General features: G+C 64.5%; 21 protein-coding genes. 15 read left to right on the top strand and 6 right to left on the bottom strand.

The genetic code is table 11. From position 1 onward, the window contains the following. Positions 1–280: 280 nt before the first annotated feature. Positions 281–799 (bottom strand): hypothetical protein, encoded by a 519-nt coding sequence (locus NTZ26_12625; GenBank protein ID MCX6561344.1) that lies wholly within the window; start codon positions 797–799, stop codon positions 281–283. Between the two features lie 122 nt (positions 800–921). Beyond that, entirely contained in the window at positions 922–1833 is a 912-nt protein-coding gene (locus NTZ26_12620; protein ID MCX6561343.1) for an FAD-dependent oxidoreductase, read from the bottom strand. Positions 1834–1958: 125 nt separating this feature from the next. Between NTZ26_12620 and NTZ26_12615 the strand changes: the two genes are divergently transcribed. The 6 genes from NTZ26_12615 to NTZ26_12590 all read left to right on the top strand — a co-directional run bounded on the left by NTZ26_12615 (position 1959) and on the right by NTZ26_12590 (position 9402). Further along, positions 1959–4412, top strand: coding sequence for a protein kinase (locus NTZ26_12615; GenBank protein ID MCX6561342.1), 2454 nt, complete (start codon positions 1959–1961; stop codon positions 4410–4412). 72 nt (positions 4413–4484) lie between these two features. Next, positions 4485–5213 (top strand): hypothetical protein, encoded by a 729-nt coding sequence (locus tag NTZ26_12610; GenBank protein ID MCX6561341.1) that lies wholly within the window; start codon positions 4485–4487, stop codon positions 5211–5213. Between the two features lie 8 nt (positions 5214–5221). Further along, positions 5222–5680: a MaoC family dehydratase gene (locus tag NTZ26_12605; GenBank protein ID MCX6561340.1), complete on the top strand. Its 459-nt coding sequence runs from the start codon at positions 5222–5224 to the stop codon at positions 5678–5680. 155 nt (positions 5681–5835) lie between these two features. After that, positions 5836–7161, top strand: coding sequence for a DEAD/DEAH box helicase (locus NTZ26_12600; protein MCX6561339.1), 1326 nt, complete (start codon positions 5836–5838; stop codon positions 7159–7161). Positions 7162–7372: 211 nt separating this feature from the next. Continuing rightward, a complete protein-coding gene (locus NTZ26_12595; protein ID MCX6561338.1) occupies positions 7373–8746 on the top strand; it encodes a Gfo/Idh/MocA family oxidoreductase in 1374 nt (457 codons plus the stop codon). Beyond that, the gene (locus NTZ26_12590) at positions 8743–9402 is read left to right on the top strand and encodes an HD domain-containing protein (GenBank protein ID MCX6561337.1); all 660 of its coding nucleotides are present in this window, start codon (positions 8743–8745) and stop codon (positions 9400–9402) included. Before NTZ26_12595 ends, NTZ26_12590 begins: the two co-directional genes overlap by 4 nt. A gap of 11 nt (positions 9403–9413) precedes the next feature. Here NTZ26_12590 and NTZ26_12585 read toward each other — a convergent pair whose 3' ends face one another. Further along, positions 9414–9884 (bottom strand): YdeI/OmpD-associated family protein, encoded by a 471-nt coding sequence (locus NTZ26_12585; protein MCX6561336.1) that lies wholly within the window; start codon positions 9882–9884, stop codon positions 9414–9416. Positions 9885–10028: 144 nt separating this feature from the next. Between NTZ26_12585 and NTZ26_12580 the strand changes: the two genes are divergently transcribed. From NTZ26_12580 to NTZ26_12570, 3 genes are all read left to right on the top strand, one after another. Further along, a complete protein-coding gene (locus NTZ26_12580) occupies positions 10029–11426 on the top strand; it encodes a DUF2142 domain-containing protein (protein MCX6561335.1) in 1398 nt (465 codons plus the stop codon). Positions 11427–11495: 69 nt separating this feature from the next. Then, positions 11496–12173 (top strand): ABC transporter ATP-binding protein, encoded by a 678-nt coding sequence (locus NTZ26_12575; GenBank protein MCX6561334.1) that lies wholly within the window; start codon positions 11496–11498, stop codon positions 12171–12173. A 7-nt stretch (positions 12174–12180) separates the two neighbouring features. Further along, the gene (locus NTZ26_12570; protein ID MCX6561333.1) at positions 12181–13533 is read left to right on the top strand and encodes an ABC transporter permease; all 1353 of its coding nucleotides are present in this window, start codon (positions 12181–12183) and stop codon (positions 13531–13533) included. Between the two features lie 140 nt (positions 13534–13673). Here the strand turns inward: NTZ26_12570 and NTZ26_12565 are convergent, their stop codons facing one another. The 3 genes from NTZ26_12565 to NTZ26_12555 are packed head-to-tail and all read right to left on the bottom strand — an operon-like array spanning position 13674 to position 17416. After that, positions 13674–14420, bottom strand: coding sequence for an acyl-CoA dehydratase activase (locus tag NTZ26_12565; GenBank protein ID MCX6561332.1), 747 nt, complete (start codon positions 14418–14420; stop codon positions 13674–13676). Continuing rightward, positions 14410–15711, bottom strand: coding sequence for a double-cubane-cluster-containing anaerobic reductase (locus NTZ26_12560; protein MCX6561331.1), 1302 nt, complete (start codon positions 15709–15711; stop codon positions 14410–14412). The genes NTZ26_12565 and NTZ26_12560 overlap by 11 nt, the downstream gene beginning before the upstream one ends. Before the next feature lie 22 nt (positions 15712–15733). Then, complete coding sequence (locus NTZ26_12555) at positions 15734–17416, bottom strand: peptide MFS transporter (GenBank protein ID MCX6561330.1); 1683 nt, start codon at positions 17414–17416, stop codon at positions 15734–15736. A gap of 132 nt (positions 17417–17548) precedes the next feature. Here NTZ26_12555 and NTZ26_12550 point away from each other — a divergent pair, with 132 nt between their 5' ends. From NTZ26_12550 to NTZ26_12525, 6 genes are all read left to right on the top strand, one after another. Beyond that, positions 17549–19123 carry a diguanylate cyclase gene (locus NTZ26_12550; protein MCX6561329.1) on the top strand — a complete coding sequence of 525 codons (1575 nt, stop codon included), beginning with the start codon at positions 17549–17551 and terminating at the stop codon, positions 19121–19123. Positions 19124–19221: 98 nt separating this feature from the next. Beyond that, positions 19222–19731: an inorganic diphosphatase gene (locus NTZ26_12545; protein ID MCX6561328.1), complete on the top strand. Its 510-nt coding sequence runs from the start codon at positions 19222–19224 to the stop codon at positions 19729–19731. Between the two features lie 7 nt (positions 19732–19738). Further along, the gene (locus NTZ26_12540; protein ID MCX6561327.1) at positions 19739–21160 is read left to right on the top strand and encodes a hypothetical protein; all 1422 of its coding nucleotides are present in this window, start codon (positions 19739–19741) and stop codon (positions 21158–21160) included. Next, complete coding sequence (locus tag NTZ26_12535) at positions 21150–22364, top strand: GDSL-type esterase/lipase family protein (GenBank protein ID MCX6561326.1); 1215 nt, start codon at positions 21150–21152, stop codon at positions 22362–22364. Before NTZ26_12540 ends, NTZ26_12535 begins: the two co-directional genes overlap by 11 nt. Then, positions 22342–23850, top strand: a complete 1509-nt coding sequence (locus NTZ26_12530; protein ID MCX6561325.1) for an MBOAT family protein — start codon at positions 22342–22344, stop codon at positions 23848–23850. The genes NTZ26_12535 and NTZ26_12530 overlap by 23 nt, the downstream gene beginning before the upstream one ends. 100 nt (positions 23851–23950) lie before the next feature. Beyond that, positions 23951–25408, top strand: a complete 1458-nt coding sequence (locus NTZ26_12525) for a transglycosylase SLT domain-containing protein (protein ID MCX6561324.1) — start codon at positions 23951–23953, stop codon at positions 25406–25408. Positions 25409–25412: the final 4 nt, after the last annotated feature.

Raw genomic sequence — 25412 nt, 5'->3', positions numbered from 1 at the left:
CCTCACCCGATCCCCGCCGTGCTCGGGATCACTCCCAATAAACCCGCTCGATACCCCGGGCTCGGCTTCCGCACCGGCGGTTCGACGACGGGGTTGCAGTCCTCAGCCGCGAAGCGGATGAGGGCGGGCTGAAGCCCGGGGTATTTGAAGGGTTAATACTGAGCGGCGCTATGGCCCCCGATTCGAAAATCGGGGTTTGGCGCCGCGAACATATCAACACGTGCACAGCTCTCGCCCCGAGAATGAAGACGGAGACGGCCGGCGATCTGCGCCCGAGGGGCTATTTCAACCGGATTGTCAAACCCAGCTGGCCGCCGAAGCCGGCCCAGTCGCCGATGAAGCTGCTGACTAGCCGCAGACAGGCTGCCAGCTTGGGGCTGAAGAAATAGCGGCCGCCGAGAACGATCCCGAGATCGAGTCCCGAGCCGCTGGAGTCGCCGAGGAATGAGTCGCCCATTTTCAGGGTATACGAATAGGCAGAGTAGCCCAGGGCCATGCCGGCAAAGACATCGAGGCCGGACGCCTTGATCCCGGTGAAATGGTAGAGGGCTTCGGCTGTCAGGTTGATGATGCTCTGCTTGATCCACTCATCGCTCCACAGCCAGACCATCGCGGTCCCGCCGAAGCCGATGTTGTTCGTGAAGGCATACTCGGCGTTCAGGCCGAAGGGAATGGTGTACTTGTTGAGCCCGACGACGGGCGTCAGGGTGAACGACCCCTTGTAGAACTCCTTGGTCCCGGCAATGGAAATGCCCGCCATGAGAGACACGAGAACCAGAGCGACCAGCATTTTTTTCATCAGATGGTCTCCTTTCCTTGTGTTTTGATGCTACCCATTTTTTGAGGCTTGTCAATCAGCGGCCGGTTCACGCGCTCCTTCGGTGACCGCGGCCGAGGGCGGAAGGCCAAGGGACTTTCCGGCTATTTCCGCAGATAAGCCAAAGCCTGCAAAGCCGCGACACATCCCTCCCCCGCCGCCGCCACGACCTGGAGCCCGCCGCAAGTGTTGTCGCCGGCCGCGTAGACGCCGGTCAGGTTGGTTCGCCCGAACCGATCCACCGCCAGGCACTGCTTGTGGTCGAGGGTGAGTCCGGCCTTGGTAAAGAGCGGGCCGGTGGGGACTTCCCGAAAGAGGAAGACGGCCGCGACGGAAAGCTCCTCGTCCCCGGCCGGGCCTTTGAGGACGAGCTTTTCAACGCCCTTTTCACCGACGATTTCCCTGATCTCCATCCCGGCATGCAGGACGACGCCCTTCTTCTCGGCCTTGACGAAGGACTCTTCCAGGGCGGCCGGATCCTTGAGCTTCCCGGTGATCCAATGGACGTTGGCCCCCATCTGATTGAGGGCCATGACGTCTTCAACGGCCTCTTCCGACGCGCCGTAGGCGGCGACCTCGCGGCCCCGATAGAGCGGCCCGTCGCAGACCGCGCAATAGCTGACTCCGTACCCGACCAGCCGCTCCTCGCCCGGGATCTGGCGCTCCTTGGCGAACGGCTTGCCGGTCGCCAGGACGACGGTCTTGGCCTCGATGAAGGCGTCGGTCGTGGAGACGAACTTGGGATCGCCCTCCAGGGACAAGGCGATGGCATCGCCCTTGACGAACTCGGCCCCGAAATGGGCGGCATGGGATCGGAACTTCTCCAGCAGATCCTGGCTGTTGATGGACAGATAGCCGGGGAAGTTCTCCAGCTCCCAGCCGATCGACATGCGGGAGGCCGCCCGTTCGCCCTCCAGGACGATCGTCTTCTTGCCCGCCCGGGCGGCGTAGATGGCCGCCGTCAGGCCGGCCGGGCCGGCGCCGATGATCAGGATATCCGCTTGATGGCTTTGCATGAACGCTCTCCTCGATTCCGAAGCTCTTCCCCATTATAGCCGATCTCGCCGCCCTCTGCCTTGACACTCGTTCGCGGAGGGGGCTATATTCGGGCCGGGAGGAAGGGGAGATCGAAACTCGGACGATGGCAGGGTTCGACCCGGCGTTGGCGCCGGGAACTCTATTCGCAGGCCGCTACCAAATCATCGAAGAGGCCGGACGGGGCGGGATGGGGATCGTCTATAAGGCCTTGGACACGACGATCAACGAACGGATCGCCCTCAAGATCCTGGCGCCCGAGATCGCCGACGACGCGACCGGCATGGAACGGTTTCGGCGCGAGCTCAAGTCGGCCCGCCAGGTCACCCACGCCAACGTCGTCCGCGTGCACGACCTCGGCCAGGCCGAGGGAATCGCCTATTTAACGATGGAGTTCGCTCCAGGTCAAACTCTGCGCAGCGTCCTGGGCATGGCCGGCCGCCTCAATCCCCAGACCGCCGTCGAATACGCCCGCCAAATCTGTGACGGTCTGGCCGCCGCCCATCGGGCCGGAATCATCCACCGCGACCTCAAGCCTCAGAACCTGATGGTCGACGACCGCCATCGGCTGCGGATCATGGATTTCGGCATCGCCCGCCCGCTGGCCGGCAGCGGCCCGACCCGGGAAGGAGCGATGATCGGCACGCCGGCCTATATGGCGCCCGAGCAGGTCGAGGGGCGGGACGTCGACGGCCGGACCGATCTCTACGCCCTCGGCGTCATCCTCTTCGAGATGACCACGGGACGCCTGCCGTTCGAGGCCGAATCGAACCGGGCCATGGCTCGCCGCCGGCTCGAATCCGCCGCGCCGTCCCCCGCCTCGATCAACCCCGCGATCCCGGCGTCGTTGGACGCCCTCATTTTGCGATGCTTGGTCAAAGAGCCGTCCGCGCGGCCGGCTTCGGCGGAAGCCCTGGGCGTCGCGCTGGCGGAGATCGCGGCCGAGATCGATCCGGCGGCTCCGGCTCATCCCTCCGTCCTCCGGCCCACGCCCTCGGCCGCGCTTCGCTCCCGCCGCGCCCCGTCCGCGGCGGTAGCGGCCGGCTTGATCATCCTCGCCGCGTTGGGCGCTTACCTTTTCATCTTCCGCGGCTCCGGCCCACCCCCTCCGGCAGGCTGGACGACGCGGCTGGCGGTCCTGCCGCTCGTCGACGGCAGTCCGGGCCGGGACCAGGCCGTTCTCTGCGACGGCATGACCCACGGCCTGCGGGGCAAGCTGGCCGCCGCAGGAGGCCTGAAGATCATTTCGGAATATTCCTCGAATCAGTTCCCCGGCTCGCCGACCGGGCTGGCCGAGATCGGCCGCACGCTGGGAGCCCGGCACATCCTCACGGGGAGCCTGAATATCCACGACGGGATGCTTACGGCTGAATTTGCCCTCGGGGATGCGCAGACGGGAGCGGAGATCTGGAAGAGGCCTTACGGCGGCAAGGTCGGGGACTATTTTGCCATACAGGCCCTGATCGCGGACGACGTGGGAGAACGGCTGGCGGCGTTCCGGACAGTCAAAGTCGCCCCCACGCCATCCGCAGCGGACCCGGCCAGCCTGGAGGCCTACACGGATTACCTCATGGGCCGCCGTTTCGAGGCCCGCTACCGCGACGGCGACGCCGCGGCGGACTTTGAGGATGCGGCCAAGCTCTATCGCGGCGCATTGGCCCACGACGCCCGCTACACCCCGGCCTTGCGGGGGCTTGGGGACCTCCACGAAGCCCGCTTCGTTAAAGCCGGCGACCCGACCGATCAGGCCTTGATGCTGGAGAATTATCGCAACGCCTTCGAGACCAACCCCGCCTTGCCCGATTCGATGATCGCCATGGGCTGGTCCTACTTCTACCAGCAGAACCAGGAAGAGGCCGCGCGGTACTTCAAGCGGGCCCGGGACGCGGCGCCGGAACAGGCGCCCGTTCTCCTCAGCGTCGGAGCCTACTTGCGCAGCATCGGGCTCTATGAAAAGGCAGTCGTCTATCTCGAGCGGGCCGGCGAGAAAAGTCGCGAAACCGATCCGCTGTCCACCAATCCCGCTTTTCAGCTGGCCGGCTGCCGCGGATTCCTAGGCCAGGCCGCCGAAGCGGAACGGATCCTGCGGGGGCTCGGGCCGGCCGGGCCATCCCAGATCCGGGTCCGGATTCTGTTGGCTCGCCAGCTTCTGGCCCAACGGAAGACGGCCGAAGCAAGGGCGGAGCTCGAGGCCATAGGCAATCCGTCCGCTCTGGCGTCAACGCTAAGGCGCGCATACGATCTCAACCGGCTCTGGCTCGAGGCGGCCTCGGGAAACGGGGCTGAAGCCCTCCGCCTGATCCGGGCTTCGGATCGGCCCTTCGGCTACGAGATCGTCAACGCCTATTGCCTCTTGGGCCGCAAAGAAGAGGCGCTGGCGTCGATCCGGGACGGCATCGACCGCGGCTTTCTGGTCGTCAAGGACTACCTCTATCGTTATCCCTACCTGATCGGAAACAAGATCTTGGACGTCCTGCGGGCCGATCCGCGCTTCCGGAAGATCCTGGCCAAGCAGAAAGATCTCGACACCCGGCTGAACGCGATCTGCGCCGGTCTTTGACCGGCCGGGGCGATAAGGGCTCGCCGTCGGCTCGCCGGGCGCTTGACACGGCTACATCGGGAAGCTACATTCATGCCTATGAAAAAGAGCGGAATCCTAGGCCTAGGCATCCTCCTGGCCGTCATTGGCCTCGCTGCGTTCAGCCAGGCCGCCTCCGGATACGACAAGCGATTCGAAATCGCGAAGGCCCGCAACGAGGGCTGGTACACGTCCCTCTCGATCCGGCCCCAGTTCGTCCAGGGGGATTTTCGCTCCCGTCTCGTTCTGTGGCACTTCGAGAAGGCGTTTTTCATCCCGCGCCTGACGAAGGGTTCCGACCTCGACGTCGGCCTGGCGATCGGCCGCAAATCGGCCTACGGTTCCTGGGAAGTCCGTTATTCGCTGGCTCTGCCGCAGGCCGTTGTAGCCGACCGCACCCAGGGGATCCAGATCCACAACCTGGAGATCAGCGGCCGATCCTACTTCTGGCCGGGAGAGATTCTGCAGCCTTACGGGCAAATCGGCATCAATGTGCCGTTGATCGTCGTCCCGGACGGAGCGGCTTTCCAGGGAGCGAACCTCAACGCCATGTATGTGGGCGTGGGGCTCAACGCCGGGGCCGGATTGACCTGGGACTTCGCTCCCGACACCTTCCTGGATATCGGCCTGGTCTATCGGTTTCTGGCCTTCTTCTACGCCTACGGCGAAGGCAAAGGCCGCGACATCAACCATCTCCGCACCGTCCAGGACGGCGACCAATTCGGCCGCTTGCTCCGCTCGTCGTCGCTGGCCCTCACGGCCAGCCTGAACTTCATGTTTTAATCGCAGCCATGAGCGACCGCCTGTCCATCCGCGCACTCAAGGCCCAGATTGGGAAGGAGCTGATCCTCTCGGACTGGCTGACCATGACCCAAGATCGAATCGACGCCTTCGCCGCCTGCTCCGAGGACCGGCAGTGGATTCATGTGGACCCCGAACGGGCGGCGGCGGGGCCGCTCAAAGGCACGGTCGCGCACGGTTTTTTGGTTCTCTCCCTCATCCCCCACTGGCTCGCGGAAAGCTCGATCTTCCAGGCCCGCTTCCGGATGGCCGTCAACTACGGGCTGGACCGGGTCCGCTTCGTCCGCCCCGTCCGGCCGGGCCAGAGGATCCGCCTGCGGGCGGTCCTGCACGAAGTCGAGCGCAAGGGCTTCTTCCGGCTGCTGCTCAAGATCGGGGCCACGGTCGAGATCGAAGGCCAAGCCAAGCCCGCCCTGGCGGCCGAGGTGCTGGGGTTGATCGTCCTCTGAATCATCCGCCCCATTGTGTCGGCCGTCCGGAAAGCGTATAATGCCCCCTTAACACTGAATTGAAGACGTCTGCCGTATCGTGCCACGACTTGATCAGCAACCCTCCGACGGGCGCAAAAAATTCCCCGTGTTGAAATTTGATTTTAGGATTCATCATGCGATTTGAAGAACTCGGCCTCCATCCGCGCCTGCAGCAAGCCATTGCGGACAGGGGCTACACCGATGCGACCGAGGTCCAGGAACGGACCTTGGCCGTGACCCTGCGCGGCGGCGACGCCGCCGTGCAGTCGCAGACCGGGACGGGCAAAACCGCCGCCTTTCTGATCACCATTTACGAAAGCCTCCTGCGGTCGGAGGGCAAACGGGGCCGGGCCCTGATCATCGCCCCGACCCGCGAGCTGGCCGTCCAGATCGAGGGCGAAGCGCTCCGCCTCGGCAAGAACCTGGGCTTCGATGCCGTCGCCATCTACGGCGGCGTCGGTTACGAAATCCAGGAAAAGAGCCTCCGTCACGGCGTCGACATCGTCGTCGGGACGCCCGGCCGCCTGCTCGACATGGACCAGAAGAAGACGCTGGACCTGCACGCCTTCGACATTCTGGTCATCGACGAAGCCGACCGGCTGTTCGACATGGGCTTCCTGCCCGATCTGCGTCGGATCGCCCGCCGCCTACCGCCCCCCGGCGTCCGCCAGAGCATGCTTTTCAGCGCCACCCTCGACCGCGCCGCCCGCAGCATCGCCACGGTCTACCTCAACGAAGCGGTCTACATCGAGCTTTCTTCGGTGCGGATCCCGGTCGATGCCATCACCCAGGAGCTGTACCAGGTCAAGAGCCATCTCAAGCTCAACCTCCTGCTCGGCATCCTGGCCGCCGAAAAGCCGCACAATGCCCTGATCTTCACCAATATGAAGTACGAGGCGGAGCGCCTGGCCCGCAAGCTGGAGCGCAACGGCTTCAAGGCCCGCCACATCAGCGGCGACCTGCCCCAAGCCAAGCGCCTGCGGGTCATGGAGGACTTCCAATCCGGGAAGTTCCCCATTCTGGTGGCGACGGACGTGGCCGCCCGCGGCCTGCATATCGACGCCCTCGATCTGGTCGTCAACTACGACCTGCCCCAGGAGTCCGAGAACTACGTCCACCGTATCGGCCGCACCGGCCGGGCCGGGGCCACGGGCAAGGCCGTCTCCTTCGCCTGCGAGAAGTTCCTGGAGAACCTCTACCCGATCGAGCGCTACATCGGCGGCATGATCCCGGAGAAGCGGGCCACGGCCTCGATGTACGCCATCGACCGCAGCGTGGGCATCCCGGAAGCCCCGCGGGAGCGCTCCGGCGGGCGCGGCCGCGACCGCAGCGGCGGCGGCCAGGGCCGGCAAGGCGGCGGCGGCGGACGCCCGCCCCGTTCCGGTGACGGCCGGCGCGGTCCGCGGCTGGATTCGGCGGTTCCGCCGCCGTCGGCTCCGTTCGTGGCCCCCTCGGTCTGACGCCACCCATTTTTCCTCATTCTTCTCCCAACTCCGGGAAACGCGGATAGGGGTATCATCCCGGCGGCTTCGGCCTCTTTTCGCCGTTGGCCGATGCCCCATCCGCGATTATTTCCCGGCGATGGGAGATGATTCTCTCTCTTTCTCCCCGCTTGACGCCTTCCAAATGGGGAAATATAGTGGCGGAGTCATTCCCCGCCAGGAGGCGCCCATGTCCGCCATGAATCGCCGCGACGCCCTCAAGACCATCGGCACGCTCGCTGCCGGCACGGCCCTGCCCGCACGGCCGGCCGCCGCCGCAACGCCCCGGCAAGCCCCCGCCGGCCCCAAGCTCGCGCGCCCCCTCACCGCGGTCGTCCTGGGCGCCGGCAACCGCGGCAACGTCTATGCCGGCTACGCCGACGCCCACGCCGACGAGCTCAGGATCGTCGGCGTGGCCGAACCCGTGGCCCACAAGAACGAGCGCTTCGCCAAGAAATACGGCATCACCGACGAGCATCGCTTCGTGACCTGGGAGCACGCCCTCGACATCCCCAAGTTCGCCGATTTGGTCTTCATCACCATGCCCGACCGGCTGCACTACCTGGCGGCCATGAAGGGCTTGGAAGTCGGCTACGATCTGCTGCTCGAGAAAGCCATCGCCCAAAGCTGGGCCCAGTGCCGCAACATCCTGGTCCAAAGCAGGACCTACGACCGCATCGTCGCGGTCTGCCACGTCCTGCGTTACACGCCCTACTTCCGTAAGCTGAAAGAGCTCGTTGACAACGGGACGATCGGCGACGTCGTCAGCATCCAGCATCTGGAGCCCGTCGAACATATCCACATGTCCCATTCTTTCGTCCGCGGCCCCTGGCGCAATTCGATCGAGTCGACGCCGATGATCCTGTCCAAGTCCTGCCACGACCTGGACATCCTGCGCTGGATCATCGACAAGCCCTGCCGCCGCGTCCAGTCCTTCGGCTCGCAGTCCAAGTTCATCCCGGCCCGGGCCCCCCAGGGCGCGCCGCGGCGCTGCACGGACGGCTGTCCGGTCGAGGCCGAATGCCCGTTCTCCGCGCTCAAGGTATACCTCGGAAGCGCGAACTGGCTGGGCCATCTCAACCTCAAGACCGGGTCGAAAGAGGAGATCCTGCAGGCTCTCAAGACCGGTCCATACGGCCGCTGCGTTTATCATTGCGACAACGATGTGGTCGACCACCAGGTCGTGAACATGGAGTTCGAGGGCGGTGTCACAGCCGCCTTTTCCATGGAAGGGTTGACGACCTACGCCGGGCGCCGGACGAGGATCATGGGCACCCGAGGCGACCTGGTCGGCGACGAGGAGACGATCCGGATCGGCGATTTCGCCAAGAAGACCGTGGCGACGCTCGCCGTCAAGGACTTTGCGGTCATCGATTCGGGCCACGGCGGAGGCGACTACGGGCTGGTCCACGACCTCCTGCGGTCCGTCGACCGGCGCGACCCGGCCCTGCTGACCTCGACCATCGAAGCCTCGATGGAAAGCCACCTCATGGGCTTCGCCGCCGAGGACAGCCGGCTGGCCGGAGGCAAGGCGGTCGAGACGCGGATCGAGGAGGCGGTTTGAGCCGGCAGGCCGCTGGAAAAGATCTCCTCGCGGCCGTGCGGGCCGAGGCCAAGGCCCGCCTGGACGACGCCCGGGGCAGCCACGACTGGGACCACACCGAACGGGTCCTGTGCCTCTGCCTCCACATCGGCCGCCGCGAGCGGGCCGATCTGATCGTGCTGCGCCTGGCCGCGCTCCTGCACGACATCGGCCGGGCCGAGGAGGACCGCACCAACGGCCGCACCTGCCATGCCGAAGCCGGGGCCCGCGAGGCCCGCGTCATCCTGGAAAAGCACGGCTTGCCCGAGGCGACGATCGCCTCGATCGTCCACTGCATCGGAACCCATCGTTATCGCAAGGCGGCCCGGCCGGAGACGCTAGAGGCCCGGATCCTCTTCGATGCCGACAAGCTCGACTCCATCGGGGCAGTTGGGATCGGGCGGGCTTTCCTCTTCGCGGGCGAAGTAGGCGCCCGGATGCACGATCCCGCCGTCGACGTGGAGAAGACCAAGCCCTATACCAAGGAAGACACGGCCTACCGGGAATTCCTGGTCAAGCTGCGCCACATCAGGGACCGTATGACCACGGCCGAAGGCAAGCGCTTGGCCCGCGGGCGGCACGCCTTCATGACCGCCTACTTCCGCCGGCTGAACAAGGAAACGGCGGGAAGCGTCTGACTCGCCCTCGATTATTTTAGAGGCTTCTTCTCGGCCATCAGCGCCGCGGCCTTCTCGACACGCCGGGCGCGCGTTTCGACCTTCTTGGCCTCAACGATCCATTCGATGTAAGCCTTGCGGTGGGAAGGGGCCAAGCCATCCCAGGCCTGCTTGGCGGCCTTGTTGCGGGCGATGGCTTTGGCTAGATCCGGCGGGGCTTCGACGAGCCGAGGCGCGGCGTCCGGCTCGACCACCACCTTGACCCGGTCGCCAATCTTGACCTTGGCCTTGTCGCGGACGGGCTTGGGCACGACCATGAAGTGATTGCCGTCGCCGTTGGGAAGCAGCGAGCTGTGGAAGGGGATGCCGTCGACGGTTCCCTTGACCTTGACCGGACCGCCCTTGCCGAAAGCCTTCTCCACGTCGAACGGGACTTTCAGATAGGTCCAGGTTCCCACCCCTTCCATGCGAACGAGCTTGGCCGAAAACGACTTCCCACCCATGACACTCTTCCTTGGCTTCATCTTCGCCCTTTTCAAAATGAAAATCAACACCCCCCTGGGCCAGAGGCGGGCCGCCGCGCCGCGACCGTTATAAACGGACGCGGAGAAGGGTATAATAGCGCGGATCGGGAGGCCGAAGGCGCGATGAAGCCGATTTCCGCACAAGCATCCGGGCCAGAGCCTTCCCGCGTCTTCGCCTTTCTGGCGCCGATCTTCGGCCTTCTCTTCCTCGCTCTCACGCCGCCCTTCCAGGTTCCGGACGAGCCGGAGCATTACTATCGCGCCTATCAATTATCCGAGGGGGGGATCGTGGGCCGGGCCGACCGAAGCAGCGGGGTCCAAAGAGCCGGAGGTTTTCTTCCCAAAAGCCTCAAGGCTGCGGCCGACCTGGCCATGGGCGACATCGCGCACAACGAAAGCGTCAAGGCGAACCTCGCCGAAACCCGGCGGGCGCTGGCCATCCCCCTGGCACCCGAAGAAAAAACTTTCATCGAATTTCCATCGACCGTTCTCTACTCGCCCATCCCCTACTTGCCGCAAGCCGCCGTCGCCGCCGCGGGCCGGCTCGTCAAGGCTCATCCTCTTATCCTGCTCTACCTGATGCGCCTGGCCAACCTGCTAGCCTGGCTCCTGCTCGCCGGCGCCGCGATCCGAATGACGCCGATTTTCAAATGGGTCTTCCTGCTCCTGGCGCTGGCGCCGATGTCCCTGGCCCAGGCGGCCTCGGCCTCGGCCGATGCGGTGACGAACGGCGCGGCGTTTCTGTTCATCGCCCTCGTCCTGCGGGCGGCATTGGAGCCCGAGCCGGCCGTCGGATCCCGGACGAGAATCGCCGTCGCCGTTCTGGCCGCGGTCGTGGCGCTCGGCAAGCCAATCTACGCCGTTCTGCCCTTCTTCGTCCTGATCATCCCCGCAGCCCGGCTGGGAGGCGGGAAGAAAAAGCAGGCCTTCACGGCGCTCGTGCTGGCAGCAACTATCGGCCTAACGGCCGCGTGGTCACTGGCCGCATCGGGCACCTCCGTGCCCCTTCAAGCCGGCGTATCCGCGATCGGCCAAGTCCGCTACGCTTCCGCGCACCCATCTATATTTCTGGGTGCGCTTTGGCATTCACTCACAGTCCATGTGCGGGATCACTTTCCCGAATTCATCGGCCAGCTCGGCTGGCTCGATGTAACCCTGCCGCTCGGCCTGGTCTGGGCATACTACCTCGCGCTCATCGGCACCGGGCTGACCGACAAGACGCCCGGACTCGTTTGGAGCCGGGGCCGGAGGGCATTCTCGCTGGGCCTGGCCGCGGCTGGAGGGCTCGCCGTCCTGCTGATGATCTACGCCTTCTGGAACCCCGTCGGCTCGCCGGGCATCGAGGGCGCCCAAGGACGCTACTTCATCCCCTTCGGCCCTCTCATATTCCTGGCCCTTTACAACCTTCGCCTGCCGCCGCTGCTTCGCGATTCGCGGCCGGCGCGGCTCATTTTGGCGGTCTTCGCCGCTTTTGCGCCGGCGCTGGCGCTCCTGGCCCTCGTTCTGCGGTATTACGCCTGATCCCCCCGATCCGCTCGGTTGAATCGCCGGCCGCCCCGGTATAGAATCCAAAGAGATCGAGCCCACCCGATGATCGAGCTGACCAACATCAACCGCGTCTACGGCAAAGGCGATTCGGCCGCTTTCGCCCTGCGCGGCGTCGGCCTGCGCGTCGCGGATGGGGCCTTCGTCCGTATTGTCGGCACGTCGGGATCAGGCAAGACGACCCTGCTCAATGTTGTCGGCGGATTGGACTCCGGCTATACGGGCTCGGCGGTCGTAGCCGGGCGGGACCTCAAGTCGATGTCCGACCGCGATCTAAGCCGGTTCCGCAATCGCACGGTCGGCTTCGTCTTTCAGCACTTCCATCTTCTCGATCACCTGGACGCCCGCCAAAACGTCGCCATCGCCTCGTTCTTCGCCGACGAGGACGGGAGCGACTCCGAAATGCGGGCGGTAGAAGCCCTGACTCGGGTCGGCCTGGACGGCAAGCTCCACAGCCGGCCGGGCGAGCTGTCGGGCGGGCAGAAGCAGCGGGTGGCCATCGCTCGGGCCCTGTTCAACAAGCCGCGCTTGATTCTGGCCGACGAGCCGACCGGCAACCTAGACACCAAGACGAGCGGCCAAATCATCGAGCTGCTCGAATCGCTCAACCGCGACGACGGCCTGACCGTGATCGTCGTTACCCACGAGGCGCCGCTCTTCCGCCACGCTACTCAGACGGTTCGGCTCGAGGACGGCCGGATCGTCGTAGGGGGCGAGGCGTGAGGCGCCGATGACGGCCCGCAAGCTGGCTCGGATCGTGGCCCAGAACCTGGGGCGCAACCGCAAGAACATCCTCTTCGCCGGTTTCGGCATCGTGGTCGGGGTCTCCAGTTTTCTCTTCTTCATCGGGCTGGGCAGCGGCATCAAGCGGGTCGTATCCACCCAGATCTTCCCGACCGACGCCAACCGCGTCCAGGTCGTTGCCAAAAAGTCCGGGCTGGGAGGCGCGCCGCCGGCCCGCATCGACGACGCCGCCATTGCCCGGCTGGAGGCGATTCCCGGTGTCAAAGGCGTCTATCCACGGATGCGGCTGGCCGTCCCGGCCACCATGGCCTTGGTCGGCGCCCATTTCCCCGAGGAGGATCTGGCCCGGATCGCGAATCTGCCCGGGATCTCGCCGGACGTCTTGGATTCCGTTCGCCGTCTGGACCTGTGGCTCGAGATCATGGCCGACGGCATCGACCCGAGGCTCGTCGGAAGCGACGTCCTGTTCGGGACGTTCACCGATCCGGCGCCCGGCCAGCCCGTCCCGGTGATCATCTCCAAACGCCTGGTCGAGATTTACAACGCCTCTTTTGCCGAGGTCCGGCATCTGCCGCTCATCAGCGAGATCCTCATTCCGATGGTCCCGTCCCTGCCCCTGACGCTCAACGAGTCTTATGTCAACCGCGAAGCCTCGGGTCCGCAGCGCCAAGTCCGGGTCAAGCTCATCGGCACAAGCCACCAGGCCATCCTGGGCGGGCTGACCATGCCGCTGGCCACCGTGCGAGCCCTCAACCGCGAGTTCGCCGGGGCGGCGGCCGCCGCCTTCTTCGACTCCGCCTCCGTCGAGGCCGCGTCGGCGGACAAGCTGACGTCAATCCAGGAGGCCGTGGCCGAGCTGGGCTTCGCCATCGACGCGGGCCAGCAGCGGATGGCCGAAAGCGTCGCCCTGGCGGTGACCCTGGTCATGCTCGGGTTCAGCTTGATCAGCCTGACCATCGTGGCGGTGGCCGCGGTCAATATCGGCCATACCTTCTACATGATCATCTACGAGCGGCAGCGGGAGATCGGTTTGCTCCGAGCAGTCGGCGCTTCCCGAACGGACATCCGAACCATGATCCAGGGCGAAGCGGCTGTCATCGGCATCGTCGGAGGCCTGGTCGGGGTCTTTCTGGGGACGGCGGCCTGCCTGTTGACGGATTTGTTGGCCGGCCGGCTTCTTCCCAAGTTCCCCTTCAAGCCGGACCACTTCTTCGCCTATCCCTGGTGGATGTTCGCGGGAGGAGTGGCGCTGGCGCTCGTCTTCTGTCTGCTCGGGGCGTTCGCCCCCGCTAACCGGGCCGCCCGGCTCGATCCCTCCCGCGCCCTCACGGGCCGCTAGGGGTCAGGTCTCAACATTCAACAATCGACTTCATCCGTTCACGTCGACCGTCACCAATTGTTGTCGGATTTGTTGAATGTTGAGACCTGCCCCCTCTCTGATCCACCCGCGATGCGTTTGCGGCGGTGGGAAGCTAGAATTCAATCCGTGAGCGCCGCGCCCAGGGCGCTCAAGATCTGGGGATAGGGAGGAACGACGACCTCGCGCTTGATCTTGCGGCCGAGCAGAGAGGCGACACAACGGCTGCGGGCGACACCGCCGCAGAAGATCACCTCGCCCTCGGTCTCCAGCCGGGCCACGAGCGGATGGACCCGGTCGACGATCGATTGATAGAGTCCCAGGGCCAGACGGCGCCGATCCTCGCCCCGGGCGATGAGCGCGACGACTTCCGATTCGGCAAAGACTGTACACATGCTGCTCACGGTCACTGCCCGGTCGGCCTGCATGGCCTCCCGGCAGAACTCGTCCAGCGTATAGCCCAGGGCCCGGGCCATGACTTCCAGAAAACGGCCGGTCCCGGCCGAACAGCGGTCGTTGAGCTCGAAGTCCTCGAACCCGCCGTCGGGCCGGACCCGAATGACTTTGGCGTCCTGGCCGCCGATGTCGATGACCAGCCGGCAGGCAGGCCGAATGTGATGGGCACCTCGAGCGCAAGCCTTGATTTCGGTGATGACCCGGGCTCCCAGCTCCTGCTCTAACATCCGCCGGCCGTAGCCCGTGGCCCGGATCGGGAGGCCGGCCCAAGGCGCAAGCTTCTCGCGGATCGCGGGCAGCGGGTCAGGCGTCGTGTCGAAGACGTCGGCATGGACGATCGCCTCGCTTTTCAGGACGACGATTTTGGTCGTCCGCGAGCCGAGATCCACTCCGACCCGGGACTCATCCGCCACGGCGGAACTCCAAGCTCTCGATGAAGGCCTCGATCCGGATCTGGAGCTGGCCGATGTCCTCTTCGGAATAGTCGGTCTCGATCTTGATCGAGGGGACGCCGGCCGCCTTGAGGGCGTCGGCCATCGCTATGGCTTCCACATTGTAGGTATGGCAAGCATGGAGGATATATTGGACGACTCCGTCCACGTGATATTCGCCGGCCATCCGGACGGCGTTTTCCATCCGCTCGGTGTTGGGCGAGAAGCAGGAGCAATCGATGGTCATATAGCGGTCGGCGATGGCTGCGAGCATCTCATCCAATCCCGCGGCGCCCTCGTCCACCAACCCGGTAAAGTAGCGGGTCCCGGTGCAGCTCTCATCCACTACGACGGCGGCCCCCGAGGTCTCCACGAGATGGTGCAGCTTCCAATTGCCCAGAACCGACGGGCACCCCGCGATCATGATCCGCCTTCGCCCTTCCGGAAGGGCCCCGAACCCCGCGGCGACCCGGGCGGAAAGCTCCTCATTCAAGGCTTCCAGCTCGCGAGTAAAACGCTCTGGGTCGTCGATGAGGGCGGCCTGCATGACGACGAGCGCGTCCGTCCCGCTGATGGGCGGCCGCTCGGCCTTCCGCAGTTCGTGCATCCGGGCCAAGGCCCGGCGCTTGCGGTTCATCAGCCGAACGGCCTCGGCCAAAAGACCCGCCTCGAGCGGGCGCCCGGTCAACTCCTCGATCCGACGGGCGAAGGCCAAGACCTCTTCCAGCCACAGCGCCCGGTCGGCGGGGTTCTTCTTCTGCGGCAGCTCCAAAACGTGAAAGCCGCCCTCGCGCCCCAGCACGTCCCAAGTCTTTTTCTTGGCGTCGCAGGTCGTCTCCCCCACCGCCAGGTCTTCGAGCGGTCCATAAGGGCAGGCCCCGGACATGGCCAGCCCCAACGTCGATTTGACCAGGGGGCACATATTTCGCGGATAGGTCTGCTCGGCATAAGGGATAGACGCGGCTGTGCCGCCGCACAGCGCCAAGTGGACCGTCCCCAGGGCGATCAGGATCTCCTCGGGAACATAGACGCAGAACGTGCCGACGAACTTGGCCCCGGCCGCCTGCTTGGCCATGACCTCACGGACCCGGTCGCCGTGCGAGCCGTGGATGACGCCGTCGAAATAGCGCATCCCCGCCGGGCGGCCGGGACGGGACTCGACTTGGCGATCGTAATTGGCGGCGATCGAGGCCAGGATCTTGCCGTGCAGCTCGACGTCCAGGCCGAGCCCGGCCCAGAGCTTCCCGTCCTCAGGCGAAGGCCGATGGGTCATGGTGCGTCCGGAGCCGCAGCCGTCAGGCGTTGGCCACCCGCTCCAGCCGCTTCATGATACTGAACATGAAGGTCGCCGACAACACGCAAGCCGTGACCAGGATGGCCCAGACCGCCCACAGCGGCACCCGCATCCAGAACCAAGCCACCACCCCGACCAGGTTGTTGCCGATGGCCGTGGCGGCAAACCAGCACCCTTGCATGAGCCCCTTATATTTGGGCGGGGCCACGCGCGAAACGAACGAGATGCCGATCGGGCTGAGCAAAAGCTCGGCGATCGTGACCGCAAAGTAGGTCGAGATGAGCCAATAAACGGAAACCTGGCTGGCGGCGGGGGCGACCAGTCCGCCCAGCGACTTGGGGCTGGGCAGGCCGAGCGAGCCAATAACCAAAATAGTATAGGCCCCGGCGGTGATGAGCATGCCGTAGCCGATCTTGCGGGGCGCCGACGGCTCCTTGCCCTTCTTGTTCATCCAGGCGAAGATGCCGACGACGAGCGGCGTCAGAGCCACGATGAAGAAGGGGTTGAAGTGTTGGAACATCTGGGGCATAAATCGGTTGACGGCCGGATAGCTCTGGAAGCGAAGGAAGGCCAGCAGGCCGAATCCGATGGCGACCGCGGCGCCGATGCCCCGAACGAGCGCCTTGGACTTCTTCCGCAGAGCGAAGACAAGGCCCACGACCGCCAGGAAGACCGGCAGAAGACCGGTCAGATCGAACCATAAGTTGGTCGCCTGGCCGACGCTGGGCACCGTATAATCGCGGGCGAAGAAGGTCATCGTCACCGCGCTTTGGTGGAAGGCCATCCAGAAGAAGATGACCACGAAGAAGACGAGGCCCAGGGCCACCAGGCGCTCCTTGGTCTGCTCGCGGGTCAGCTCGACGACTTGGTCCTTGTAAGCCGCCGATTTCTTCTTCTGGACGTCGGCCATGGCGGCCACCTTGTAGTGCTTCTTGAAACCCCAGAAGATGAGCATCGACAGGACAAGTGAGATGCAGGCGACGCCGAAGGCGAAGTGGTAGGACTTGCTCAAGGTGTTGATGTAGGTCTCGGAAAAGCCCCGCAGCGAGTCCATAGTCACGTTTGCGTCCTGGGCCCGGGCGATCCCGAGGTAAGCCGCCACGTCAGCCAGCTTGCCCTTGAGGAAGTCGTTGGCCATGGCCGGGATGCGGGCGTCGTAGAAGAGATGGGCCTTGCCCAGGATCCAGTTGGAGACCGCCTCCGAGGCCGTCGGGGCGAACATGGCCCCGACGTTGATGCCCATGTAGAAGATGTTGAAGGCCCGATCGCGCATCCCGCTATACTTGGGATCGTCATAGAGGTTGCCGACCAGGGCTTGCAGGTTGCCCTTGAATAACCCCGTCCCGAGGCAGATGACGGCCAGGGCGGCCACGATCAGGACAAAGCCCGAATTCATGGTGGTCGGGAGGGTCAGCATGGCGTAGCCGATGAACATGGTGATCATGCCCAACGAGATCGTCTTGCCGTAGCCCAGGAAGCGATCGGCCAGGAAGCCGCCCAGCAGGGGGAAGATATAAACCCCGACCATGAAAGTCGAGTACATGAACCCAGCCGAAGCGGCCGACAAGCCGTACTTCGCCTGCATGAACAGGACGAAGATCGAGATCATAGTGTAAAAGCCGAAGCGTTCGCCCATATTGGCGAAGAAGGCGATGAACAAGCCCTTGGGGTGTCCCTTGAACATGTGCGGCCCTCCGTCGGTGGGATGGTTGCGGACGCAGCCACTATACGGGGAAGGCGCGCGGAGTGTCAACTCATTATGGGAATTGACAGCCATGCCGTCGGGGAATAGTATTTTTATCGGAATCAAGCCTCTGTGTTGTCATCGAGCGTCCCTTACACCGTCCTTCTGGTGATCGGCTCGACCGTCATCATGGCCCTGGCTCTCTACGCCTGGGCCCGGCGGCGGTCGGAGATCGCCCTCCCCTTTGTCGGCTTGATGCTCGCCACCGCTTTTTATTCCTTCGGCTACGCTTTCGAGCTGGCTTCGACCCGGGTGGCCGGGATGCTGTTCTGGACCCGGATCGAGTACCTGGGAATCGCGACCATCCCGATCTTCTGGATCTCCCTGGCCTCCCGCTACACGGGACGGACCCGCTGGCTGACCAAGCCCATTCTCGCCGCGATGGGCGGACTTTCGGCGATCACCCTGATCCTCAATTGGACGAGCCCGTTCCACCACTTTTTCTACCGCTCCGTCGCCGTCTCGATGGCCGGTCCCTTCCCAATCTTCCGGACCGAGAAGGCCGCCTGGTACTGGGTCCACCAAGGCTACCTCAACCTGGCGATTGCGGTGGGAACGATCCTGCTCCTGGCCGCATTTTTTCGATCCACGGCCCCATACAAACGCCAGGCCGCGCTTATGGTCGGCGGCGCCCTCATCCCCTGGACCGCCTATGCCGTCTATATCTTCGGCTGGAGCCCTTATGGCATCGACACGAGCCCCTTCGGCTTGATCTTGCTGGGGCCGGTCTTCGCCCTCGGCCTCTTCCGCTTCCGCCTGCTCGATCTTGTCCCGGTGGCTCGGGACGCCGTCTTCCTGGGCATGACCGACGGCGTCATCGTGGTGGACGGGATCGACCGGATCATCGACTTCAACCCCGCGGCCCAAAGGCTCTTTCCCGGCCTGGCCGGGGCGTCGATCGGGTTCCCTCTCCCCAAGACCTTGAGCCGCCATCCCGCGGTTCTGGACCTCCTGGCCAGGGGGGGCGAGCCCGGAGCGGAGATCGGCGTCGACGTCGACGGCCGGCTCCGCTATTACCAGATCCGCCTATCGCCCATCCGCAATCGGAGGGGTCGGATCATCTGCCGGGCCCTCTCCTTCGGCGATTCGACCGAACAGACGATCCTGCGGCAGAGATTGAGCAGTCTGGCCACGACGGATGAGCTGACCGGAACCGCCAACCGGAGGGCCTTCCTGGATCAGGGACGCCGGGAAATCGCCCGGGCCAAGCGCAGCGGCCATGCCTTGTCGCTCATCGTCCTCGACCTGGATCATTTCAAGATCATCAACGACCGATGGGGCCATGCGGCGGGGGATGCCGCCCTGGTCGAGGCCTGCCGACGGCTGAAGTCCGTCCTGCGAACCGCCGATCTCTTGGGCCGCCACGGCGGCGAAGAGTTCGCCGTACTTCTGCCGGAAACGCCTCCCGCCCAGGCCTTACTGGCTGCGGAGCGCCTGCGAGCCGCGATCGCCGACGTGCCGATCCCCATCAAACAGAACACGACCGTGGCCTTGACGGCGAGCTTCGGTGTGGCCGGCGTGGCGAAGGTGGCCGAAGAGACGATCGAGGACCTCGTCCGAACCGCCGATCGGGCCATGTATCGGGCCAAAACGGCCGGTCGAGGCTGCGTCCGCGCCGCGACGGGCATAACCACCGACCACCTTTAAGCCCGCCGCTCCAACCATTCCCCCGCCATCGGCGTTGCCGTCCTCCGTTTGACAAGAACGAGACCCCTAGTTAGAGTAAGGGCGGAGCCGCAAGACCCATGAGCACCACCAACATCATCGATGTCATGATCGAAATCCCCAAGGGGAGCCGGAATAAATACGAGTTCGACAAAGCCAAAAAGGCTTTCAAGCTCGACCGGATGCTGTTTTCCTCAATGCACTACCCGAGCGATTACGGATTCGTCGACAAGACCTGGGCCGAGGACAGCGATCCCCTGGACGCCCTGGTCCTGCTGACCGAGCCCACTTTCCCCGGTTGCCTGATCGAAGCCAAGCCTATCGGCCTATTCAAGATGCGGGATGAGAAAGGCCTCGACCACAAGATTCTCTGCGTCCCCATCCATGATCCGCTGTGGAACCACATGAACCGGCTCGCCGACGTGGCCCCCCACATGCTGATCGAGATCGAGCACTTTTTTGACGTCTACAAGGAGCTCGAGCACAAGAAGACCGACGTCTTGGGATGGGAGGACGTCGAATCCGCCCGGCGGGTCATCCACGAATCCCAGGATCGCTATAAAAGCCTGATTTCGTCCCAGCTGTCCTGAAGGGTCCATGCGTTTCCGTCCGGCCCTCATCGTCCTGGGGGCGGTTCTCTTGCTCCTGGTTATGACTTTCCTGCCGTTTCCCGCCTCCGGCGGAAAGACGTCTTTCCTCCGGCCGTTCGATCTTCTGGCCGGAACACGCGTTCCGCCGCCGCGGCCGCCGTATTTCGCCGAGCGGATCGTCCGGGCCCTGCGGATCGCCCGATCCCTGCCGATCACGCGGCGCCCGGTAAAGATCCCCAATGTCCCGGAAGCCGCCGGGCAGGCCGTGGTCCAGCCGATCGAGGCGTCTTCGGAAAATGCCTTGGATGCCTTCTTTCGGGCTATGGAGGATCGAGTCCGCGGCATCGGAAACGTCCGGATCGCCTATTTCGGCGACTCCATCGTCGAGGGCGATCTGATCACCCAGGATCTGCGGACCAGCTTCCAAAAAGCCTTCGGCGGAAGCGGCGCCGGATTCCTACCGATCGCCTCGGAAGTAGCTCCCTTCCGGATCACGGTCAGCCAGGATTTTTCGTTGAATTGGAAGACCGTCTCCATCCTCCAGCGCCGGCCCGCCGCCCCGGTCGGCATCTCCGGGTTCGTCTATCTCCCCTTGAATAAGCCGGCGGCAGAGGGCGCCGATCCGGCCGCGGCGCCTTGGGTGGAATACAAAGCACCCGCCAAGCGCTCCCTGCTCAAGGAGTTCCGCCGGCTCCGGGTGTTTTACGAATGGGCCGAGGCGCCGGCCGTTCTGGAATGGACCGCCGACGACCGCCCGCCCGTCGAAATCGCCCTGGAGCCCGGAGCAGGCGTCCACGAAGCCGTGATCGAGCCCGATCCGCCGGCCGCCAAGCTGCGGCTCGTCTTCCGGTCCCCAAACACCCTGTCCGTCTACGGCGCGAGCTGGGAAGGCGGGGACGGCGTCCAGGTGGACAATTTCGCCGTGCGCGGCAACTCCGGGCTCCCGCTACGCGAGATTCCCGTCGACGTTCTGCGCGACTTCGACGCCCGCCTTCGCTACAACCTGATTATCCTCCACTTCGGGACCAACGTCGCCTCGCCCGAGATGAAAAGCTACGGCTGGTACGGGCAGGGGATGATCGAGACGATCCGGCATTTCCGGGAAGCCTTCCCCGAGGCGTCCATCCTGCTTGTCGGCGCGGGCGACCGCAGCATCAAGGAAGGCCTAGACTACGTCACTTTACCGGGGCTTACGGACCTGGTCGAAGTCCAGCGCCGGGCGGCCGAGAAGACCGGTTCGGCCTTCTTCGACCTCTTCGGCGCCATGGGCGGGACAAATTCGATGGTGGCTTGGGTCCGGCACGAGCCGCCGCTGGCCGCACTCGATTATACGCACCTTTCCGGCGGCGGGTCCCGGCGGGTAGCGGGATTCCTATATAATGCGCTCCTGGCCCGCTTCCGGGCCTTTGAGGACAGCCTTGACCGCTAGAAAAACCGCTTTGGGCGCCTGCCTTATCCTGGCCGCCTGTGTCCGGGCCGGGACCTCTCCGCAATCCGCCGCCCCGACCTACAAGGGCATCCTGGTCCCGGTCAACCCCGAAATCAACCGGATCCAGAACCCGACTTCGGCCCTGGGCCTCGTCTTCGACAAATTGAAGGACCTGGAGGCCGGGAAGCCCGGTCAGGTGGCGGTCTTCCACATCGGCGATTCCCACGTCGAGGCCGGTTATTTCCCCGGCGTCGTGCGGGAAGGGCTGCAACAGCGCTTCGGGGACGCCGGACGCGGATATGTCAAGCCGGTGATCCTGGGCCTCTACCCTAAAAAGCGAATCTCCTCGATCGTGATCCGCCAGGAAGTCAAGGCCATCCGGCTCTGGGCGGGGCTCAAGCCCGACGACCCGAGCCGCGGCTTCAACGGGCTGATCCTGTACCATGACAAGGGATTCGAGTACTACAACTTCGAGATCCTCGACGAGAATAACCAGGTCCTGGGGACGGTCAAGAGCGGGCGGCCGAAGGATTGGCCGGGAATGAACAGCATCCAAACCTCGAGCGTGGAGCTGCCGGGGACCTACCGGAGCGTCGTCTTGAAGACAGCGGCGGATCCCCAGCGGACCGGTCCGCGATTCGCCCAGCTTTACGGACTCTCGCTCGAGAGCGGGACAAGCGGGGTCGTCTACCACAATTACGGGATCATCGGGGGCAATTGCGACACCTTGCTGAGATCCGCCTTCCTCCACAAACAGCTCGAGCGGGTCCAGCCCGACCTGATCATCATCTCGCTCGGCACCAACGACGCCTCCACCCCCCTTTTCCGGCGGGAGGACTTTGCCGCCCGGCTCGACGCCTTGCTGGCCAAGGTCCGGGAAATCACCCCCCATTCGGCCATCCTGCTGACCACGGCCCCCGATTCCTATTATCCCCGGCTCCGGCGGCGCCCGGCCAAGCCCAACCCGAACATGGCCGCGGTCAGGGACGTCATCGCCTCGACCGCGGCGGCCCGTGGCTGCGCCTATTGGGATCTCTTCACCTTGATGGGCGGGCCCGATTCGATGAGGCTCTGGCGGGACAGCACCCTGGCCAACGCCGACAACATCCATTTCACCAAGGAGGGCTACCAGAGGCAGGGCCGGATGCTGCTGGATGCGCTGATGAAGGAATACGCCGACCATGGCGCCGCTCGATCCCGCTAGACTCGCCGCGCTTTTCGCCTTCGATCCAGCCGCCCCGCTGGGGTTCGTCAGCGGGTTCTTCCTGGTCTTTCTGCTCATTCTGCTTCTCCTTCAGCCCGCGGCTTCGCGGCGGCGTCAATCCCGGGTCCTGCTTCTGCTCCTCTTTTCGCTGTATTTCTACTACAAGGTCGGAGGGCTCTTCCTGGGGCTTCTCGTCCTGTCCACGGCGGCTGATTTCGGCCTGGGACTGGCCATCGCGGGCACGGAATCCAAGGCCGGGCGCCGAGCCGGGCTGTGGGCCGGAATCGCCGCGAACCTGGCCGTCCTTTTCGTCTTCAAGTATTCCCACCAGTGGATCGGCGTCTTTCAGGGCTGGGGCTGGCTGGGGCCGGGCCTCCGCAACCTGGCTCTGCCCGTGGGAATCTCTTACTACGCCTTCCAAAAGATCGGCTACTTGGCGGATGTCCGGGCCGGGCGCACGCCCGTCGTCAAAAGCTTCCCCGAATTCCTGCTCTTCGTCTCTTTTTTCCCCCGGGTCACGGCCGGTCCGATTCTGAGGGCCAAGGACTTTTTCGGCCAGCTGGACCAGCCGGCGGAAACGGACAAGCGCTTCGTCGGCGGCGGGGTATCGCTGATCCTGGCCGGGCTGTTCAAGAAGGCGGTCATCGCCGACTTCATCGGAGTGAACTTCGTGGATCGGGTCTTCGCCTCGCCGGGACTATACTCGGGCCTGGAAAACCTGATCGCGGTCTACGGCTATGCCGTCCAGATCTACTGCGACTTTTCGGGATACACCGACATGGCCCTGGGGATCGGCCGGCTGGTCGGGCTCCGCCTCCCGCCGAACTTCCAATCGCCCTACAAAGCCCTGACCGTCAGCGATTTCTGGCTCCGCTGGCATATGACCCTGTCGTTCTGGCTTAGGGATTACATCTTCTGGCCGCTGGCGCTCAAGCTGTCCGGCCTGATTAAGCCCGCCCGCGTGGCCGGCCTGCGGACGGACAAGATCATCCCGGTGGCGGCCACCCTGGTGGTGTTCCTGGTTTGCGGCGTCTGGCACGGCGCCGCCTGGGGCTTCGTCATCTGGGGGCTCATGCACGGGCTGGCCGTGGCGGTCGAGCGGACGCTCCGACTGCCCCAGAAAGCCCGCAAGAGCCGGAAACGGAGGCTATTGGCCCGAGTCCTTACGTTCCATTATGTAGGTTTGGCCTGGATTTTTTTCCGGGCCGATTCTCCCGGTAAAGCCCTGGCCGTTGTCGGCCGGATTTTCGGGCAGTTCAAGCTCAGGCTCCTGCCCCAATTCCTGGCCGGATATCCTTTGGTTTCCGCTCTCATCGCCTTGGGGCTGGTCCTACACTTATTGCCGGAGAAGGCCAAGGAGCGGGCCAGGCTTTTCGCGGCCGGAATGCCGCTCCCCGCCCAATCGGCCGCCCTGGCAGCCATGATCTGGCTCGTCTTCCAGTTCCGGACGGCCGCCATCCAGCCTTTTATCTACTTTAAATTCTGATATTTTCCCCTGGTTCCGCCGGGGCGGGGTGGAAATCGACCCCTTCGCGGTTGACTCGGCCAGTTCCCGATGCTATAAACGACGGTGCATGAACTTACGCATGTTCCGTTATATCGGAATCGTGAGTATCCTGGCCTTGCTCGCAGGATGCTCAAAACCGCCTAAACCAAACATCGTTCCCAGGATCGATCCGACCACTGGGAAAACCGTCTCCCAGACCGAGCTCAAACCGGCCTCGACTGCCGACATTCCCAAGGACGCCGCCAAGGAATCGCCGAAGACGATCATCCCCCCCGAAGAAAAGAAAGCCGCGGCCGAAACGGGGATCGAGGACACGAACAGCCCGACCAAGGGGGGCGCGGCGGCTTCGCTCGAAGAAGCCCTTGACGCCTACACCGAAGCCAAGACCTGCCGCGAAGGGGGCGACCTGGACGGGTCCCTCAAAGCCCTGGATCGGGCTTACGCCTTGATGCTCAAGGCCGAAGTGCCCGCGGATTCGCCGCTGCTCCAGGAAAAGAACGACCTCCGCATCCTGATCGCCCAGCGGGTTCAGGAGATCTATGCCTGCCAAGCCAACCCGGCCGGGACCGGCGGCAAGGCCATCCCGCTTATCGAGAACAAATGGGTTCTGGACGAAATTAAGAGCTTCCAGACGGTCGAACGCGGCTCCTTCCTGGAAGCTTATAAGCGATCGGGCCTCTACCGCGAGCTGATCGCGGCCGAATTCCGCAAAGCGGGCCTACCCGAGGAGCTGTCGTGGCTCCCGGTCATCGAAAGCGGCTACATGACCCGCGCCCTCTCAAAGGCCCGGGCCCTCGGTCTATGGCAGTTCATCGCCTCGACCGGCTACCGGTACGGGCTGAGTCGGGACCAGTGGGTGGACGAACGGATGGATCCCGAGAAAGCCACCCGGGCCGCCATCAAGCATCTGAACGACCTGCATACGGCTTTCGGCGATTGGGCGACGGCGCTGGCCGCATACAATTGCGGCGAGTGGGGCGTCCAGCGGGTCATCAACACCCAGCACATCAACTACTTGGACGACTTCTGGGATCTCTTCACCCGGCTCCCCTTCGAGACCGCCCGCTTCGTCCCCCGATTCATCGCCGTCGTTCTCATCACCCAGAACCCGGAGAAGTACGGCATCGCCCTGCCGGCGACCTATGCGCCCGCCAAATACGACACCGTCTCGGTCGCCAAACCCGCCAAGCTGTCGGTTCTCTCCACGGCGCTGGGGCTGGAGGCGACCGAGCTGGCCTTCCTCAACCCCGAGCTGCGGCTCGACTCGACGCCGGACAAGGCCTACGAGCTCAAGGTGCCGGCCGGCTACGGCGACAGAACCCAACAGGCCATCGCCGCCATCCCCAAGTACGTGCCCCCCGAAGCCAGCTTCTCCTACCATGTCATCCGATCCGGCGACACCCTCTGGTCCATCGCCCAGAAGTACCGGACTTCGCTCGACATGGTCATCAAGCTCAACGGGATCACCCGCAACGCCTTGCTGCTGCCGGGGAAGCGCCTCAAAGTACCTGGGAAGGGCGGGCTGGCGGCCAACTAAGAAG

The organism is Candidatus Aminicenantes bacterium, assembly GCA_026393855.1.
Classification (GTDB): domain Bacteria; phylum Acidobacteriota; class Aminicenantia; order Aminicenantales; family UBA4085; genus UBA4085.
Note: the sequence above shows the minus strand (reverse complement) of the source record. Positions and strands in the feature narration are given on the sequence as shown.

Bases quoted from the DNA above. Each gene is read 5' to 3' on its own strand.
- NTZ26_12625 (MCX6561344.1), bottom strand. From the start codon at position 799: ATGAAAAAAATGCTGGTCGCTCTGGTTCTCGTGTCTCTCATGGCGGGC.
- NTZ26_12620 (MCX6561343.1), bottom strand. From the start codon at position 1,833: ATGCAAAGCCATCAAGCGGATATCCTGATCATCGGCGCCGGCCCGGCC.
- NTZ26_12615 (MCX6561342.1), top strand. From the start codon at position 1,959: ATGGCAGGGTTCGACCCGGCGTTGGCGCCGGGAACTCTATTCGCAGGC.
- NTZ26_12610 (MCX6561341.1), top strand. From the start codon at position 4,485: ATGCCTATGAAAAAGAGCGGAATCCTAGGCCTAGGCATCCTCCTGGCC.
- NTZ26_12605 (MCX6561340.1), top strand. From the start codon at position 5,222: ATGAGCGACCGCCTGTCCATCCGCGCACTCAAGGCCCAGATTGGGAAG.
- NTZ26_12600 (MCX6561339.1), top strand. From the start codon at position 5,836: ATGCGATTTGAAGAACTCGGCCTCCATCCGCGCCTGCAGCAAGCCATT.
- NTZ26_12595 (MCX6561338.1), top strand. From the start codon at position 7,373: ATGTCCGCCATGAATCGCCGCGACGCCCTCAAGACCATCGGCACGCTC.
- NTZ26_12585 (MCX6561336.1), bottom strand. From the start codon at position 9,884: ATGGGTGGGAAGTCGTTTTCGGCCAAGCTCGTTCGCATGGAAGGGGTG.
- NTZ26_12580 (MCX6561335.1), top strand. From the start codon at position 10,029: ATGAAGCCGATTTCCGCACAAGCATCCGGGCCAGAGCCTTCCCGCGTC.
- NTZ26_12575 (MCX6561334.1), top strand. From the start codon at position 11,496: ATGATCGAGCTGACCAACATCAACCGCGTCTACGGCAAAGGCGATTCG.
- NTZ26_12570 (MCX6561333.1), top strand. From the start codon at position 12,181: ATGACGGCCCGCAAGCTGGCTCGGATCGTGGCCCAGAACCTGGGGCGC.
- NTZ26_12560 (MCX6561331.1), bottom strand. From the start codon at position 15,711: ATGACCCATCGGCCTTCGCCTGAGGACGGGAAGCTCTGGGCCGGGCTC.
- NTZ26_12555 (MCX6561330.1), bottom strand. From the start codon at position 17,416: ATGTTCAAGGGACACCCCAAGGGCTTGTTCATCGCCTTCTTCGCCAAT.
- NTZ26_12545 (MCX6561328.1), top strand. From the start codon at position 19,222: ATGAGCACCACCAACATCATCGATGTCATGATCGAAATCCCCAAGGGG.
- NTZ26_12540 (MCX6561327.1), top strand. From the start codon at position 19,739: ATGCGTTTCCGTCCGGCCCTCATCGTCCTGGGGGCGGTTCTCTTGCTC.
- NTZ26_12530 (MCX6561325.1), top strand. From the start codon at position 22,342: ATGGCGCCGCTCGATCCCGCTAGACTCGCCGCGCTTTTCGCCTTCGAT.
- NTZ26_12525 (MCX6561324.1), top strand. From the start codon at position 23,951: ATGTTCCGTTATATCGGAATCGTGAGTATCCTGGCCTTGCTCGCAGGA.